Annotated in this window: 6 protein-coding genes; all 6 read right to left on the bottom strand. The window is 36.7% G+C overall.

Features of this window, described 5'->3' with window-relative positions; translation table 11 throughout:
* A partial coding sequence (locus ABXH34_RS18160) for a trypsin-like peptidase domain-containing protein (RefSeq protein WP_353573300.1) occupies window positions 1-971 on the bottom strand: 971 nt, incomplete at its 3' end.
* Window positions 972-1,029: 58 nt separating this feature from the next.
* Window positions 1,030-1,596, bottom strand: a complete 567-nt coding sequence (locus tag ABXH34_RS18155) for a plasmid pRiA4b ORF-3 family protein (protein ID WP_353573299.1) — start codon at window positions 1,594-1,596, stop codon at window positions 1,030-1,032.
* Window positions 1,597-1,601: 5 nt separating this feature from the next.
* Window positions 1,602-2,054, bottom strand: a complete 453-nt coding sequence (locus ABXH34_RS18150) for a SoxR reducing system RseC family protein (protein ID WP_353573298.1) — start codon at window positions 2,052-2,054, stop codon at window positions 1,602-1,604.
* Between the two features lie 209 nt (window positions 2,055-2,263).
* Complete coding sequence (locus tag ABXH34_RS18145; protein ID WP_353573297.1) at window positions 2,264-2,845, bottom strand: acyltransferase; 582 nt, start codon at window positions 2,843-2,845, stop codon at window positions 2,264-2,266.
* Window positions 2,846-2,920: 75 nt separating this feature from the next.
* A complete protein-coding gene (locus ABXH34_RS18140) occupies window positions 2,921-3,196 on the bottom strand; it encodes a cupin domain-containing protein (protein WP_353573296.1) in 276 nt (91 codons plus the stop codon).
* 18 nt (window positions 3,197-3,214) lie between these two features.
* A partial coding sequence (locus tag ABXH34_RS18135; protein ID WP_353573295.1) for a hypothetical protein occupies window positions 3,215-3,863 on the bottom strand: 649 nt, incomplete at its 5' end.

Below are 3,863 nucleotides of genomic sequence, written 5' to 3'. Positions count from 1 at the left end.
TCAGAAGAATGTTCAACAATTTGATTGTTAAATTTAGTAATAATGTCACCAGATTTAAAACTTGCGTTTTCGGCAGGGCTATCAGGTAGTACTTGAGCAACTAAAGCCCCTTGCGGTTTTTCCATATTGAATGATTCAGCTAAATCACGTGTAACATCTTGAATCAATACACCAAGCCAACCGCGTACAACTTTGCCGTCACTTTTCAATTGATCGACTACGTTGTTCATCACATCAACGGGAATCGCAAATGATAAGCCCATAAAACCGCCAGTACGACTGTAAATTTGTGCATTCACGCCAACAACTTCGCCATCCATATTGAACAAAGGACCTCCTGAGTTTCCTGGATTAATCGCGACATCGGTTTGAATAAATGGAATATAGTTATCATTTGGCAAACTACGACCTGTGGCACTGACAATACCTGCGGTTGCAGAATGGTCAAAACCAAATGGCGAACCGATTGCAAGCACCCATTCACCCACTTTTAAATTTTTAGATGAACCCAGCTTAACTATTGGTAAGTGATCCGCCTCAATTTTTAATAAGGCCAAATCACTGCGCTTATCGCTGCCAATGATTTCAGCCTCCAGTTCACGTCTATCAGTCAAACGCACGATAATTTCTTTAGCATTATCAACCACATGGTGATTGGTTATAACATAGCCATCTGGACTGATGATAAACCCAGAACCTAAAGAAGTTGACGGTTGGCTACCCATATTTTCCTCATCAAAGAAACGACGGAAAAAATCATGTAATGGACTGTCTTCAGGAATATCAGGTAAATCACGACCTAAACTACCCAATTTTTCTGATTTCTTTTTAGCCGTTGTGCTGATATTGACTACTGCTGGCCCGTATTGTTCAACCAACTCGGTGAACTCAGGCAGTGAAGAACGTGCTTGAGCGGTAGATAACATCAGGAAAAATAGGGGAATCCAATAACACTGTTTTAATCGTTGCATAATATCTCCATACAAAAGTGGTGAGTGCTTTACTAAATGTGTCTAATTTGGCTTAAATTCAAGCTTTGAAAAAAGCTAATCTTGCTAAAGTGCCATTAACATCATTCAGGTTAAAGGCTTCTGAATCAAAATCCTCACCTACCCAATCCAATGTATCATCATAATCAGGGTGTTCAGGGTTTGCTAGAATCTCTAAAAATTCTTCATAGCCCGAAATACCGCCAACATCTTCTGGAGGGCAAGCACGTTTTCCTTTTATACAGACAGGATACTGCTCAGCTATCGGTACAATTTTTTCCAATAAGATTTGATGCTCCCAACCATCACCAAAGTCATATTCGTAACTTATTTTGCTTTTTTCTTTATTAAGAAACTCAGATAATCGGGGTTTTTTCTCATCTAAAATATCACCATCGCCAAATAAATCATCTTCTGGATTACCATAAAACTGACCAAAAGCATCAAATTGATGTAGGTGATAGCCATCCCAACCCATTGCCGCAACAATTACTTCATGTAAATCAAGTAATATTAAATTATCAGGCACAACAACCCTCCGCCAAATAGGTGGTTTAGCCCCTTTTAAACTGATTTTTAATTGTAAAAACCGCGTGTTTTTCGGCATGATGATTACCTCATTTGAATGCGTAATAGAATGGGTTGGTATTGAGCATAATGTGATAAATAATGCGATAGTTTTTTGACTGCGACTAAACCAAACCCAAGGCCCATAAAACCTGCAATAACAGTGAAAATTTCTGCTGTGGGTAAACCAAAGTTAGGTGCAAATGATTCATAACTCATAGCAGCGAGGAATAAAGTAATGAGAGGGATTAAATAAGCTGTTAATGAGGTTGCAATCAACGCTTGTTCTTCTAATCCAATGATGACGGTATCGCCTTTTTTCACGGCAAGATGGTTTTCAACCCGAACTTCCGTATATTTTTGACCCAAAACTTGGGCTAGGCTAGCCGTTCCACAACTACCTTTTGATTCACATTGTCCGCAACTTGTTTTGCGTTGGGTTTGTACCCAAGCATATTGCTCTGTGGCTTCAACAACCACGCCTAATTCTTCCAACATAGCAATGTCCCCTTGGCTCAATTATCAATGAACAGTGGATAATTATCAATTCTAAAAAAATAGATGGGCAGGAGGATTTGTTTTGAACTCAATGTAGAGGCTGCTAGTTTACAAGCATTTCATGGCATTACATATAAAAATTTTAGCTTATATAAAGAATCATATAATTTTAATTATATGATTATTAAATAGTTTTTATGATTATAGACTTATGTCCTTAGAAGCATTTTTTTGATTTTTTGATATAAAGTCAATGGAGTACGAGGCGGGGAGTCAATAAAATAAAATTTTTCGCCACAACATGAACCACAACGCCCATCTTCAGTCCATAAACTGTGCCCTTGAGCCTTATGTTCTTGGTAATGTTTTTTATCTCTATATTTTAGTATCTTAGCAGGATTTCCACCCACAATTGCCAATGGTGGAATATTGCGTGTCACCACACTGCCCATAGCCACAACAGCCCCTTCACCAATCGTAATTCCCCCTCTAATAATCACATTACGACCAATCCACACATTATCTTCAATATGAATTGGCTTGCGAACTCGGGCATGATCGTAGGGTAAAAGTTCGCCTTCATAGCGATGGTCAAGTGTCCATAATACACATTGATAAGCAATAACAACGTTATTACCAATATGTATGCCACCTGCTGCTTGAATTTCTGTATTGCGTCCAATATGAATATTATTACTTAAATGTAAACCTTCAGGATAGTCAATAAGACAAGGTTCTTGAATGCAAATATTTTTACCAGCTTGTGCAAAAAGTTGTATATTGATAGTCATAATTAATTTATTGATTAAGAATATAGAAACAGGCTGAATACCTCTTTAACAGACAGCCTAGGTCTTATATTGACATTATTCATATTTAAAATGTTTCTCAATATCTTGAGTAATATTCCAATGACAAACCGTGCCAGCAAGAAAAATAACCAAATCCCCAGCAGTAATTATAATTGACTCTTGATTGTCAATGCCAATTTCAGCTTCACCTTCAAGAAGATAATAAGTCGTTTTTTGATCATATTTCCAATCAAACTGTGAAACTTTTTGTTTTTTAATGTTCCACTCATACACAGCCATTTGTTCTAATTTTGCAAACGCTGGATTATGTTCTACAGTCACTTGTTCCATTGGTTTTCTCTCGAAAATTTAAAGATAGCGAGTTGCTTTCTCTGTTGAATGTGAATGATGTGCAGTGTGGTGAGGCTCTGCATTTTTTTCTACTAAGACTTTTTCAGGGCGAATATTCTGATCAAAAAATTCGGCTTGATGGCGTTGAGTATAAGCTTCAACCAATTGGCCATTAGCATTTAATTCATGGTCAAGTAATTCAAAAATTTTATCAATTAAGGTAAAAACTTGTTGTTTATTTTCAGGTGCAAATTTGCTTTGAGGCAAATATTGACTCATTTTTACGACTTGTTGTAAATCATCATCCAGCTGCTTGTGTTGTTCTAATTGGTGCATTTTACGATTGATTTCAATCAACTGTCTAGCTTCTTGTTGCTGTTCATCCGAACCTTTATCTAATACATCTTTGAGTAAAACTTGTACAGCCTCTTCCCCCTCAGCCAGACAAGTCCGAATGACTGCTAATTTATCTTTTACGTCATCACCCAAATTATCAATTTGTGGTTTAGGCTTGGTTTTTTGTTGTTCATAAACTCGGCTAAACACGGTGCTGTGTTGTTCTTCTTGTACTGCTGCTTTCTTATTAGCTAATTTGTATAAAACAAAAACTAGCATTAATATTAATAATATAACGAATATTACCAATATTCCACCAATAATTATTAGT

The sequence above is a fragment of the Candidatus Albibeggiatoa sp. nov. BB20 genome (genome assembly GCA_016744725.1).
Taxonomy (GTDB): Bacteria; Pseudomonadota; Gammaproteobacteria; order Beggiatoales; family Beggiatoaceae; genus Albibeggiatoa.
The sequence above is the reverse complement of the archived record's forward strand: the minus strand, read 5'-3'. Positions and strand labels throughout refer to the sequence as shown.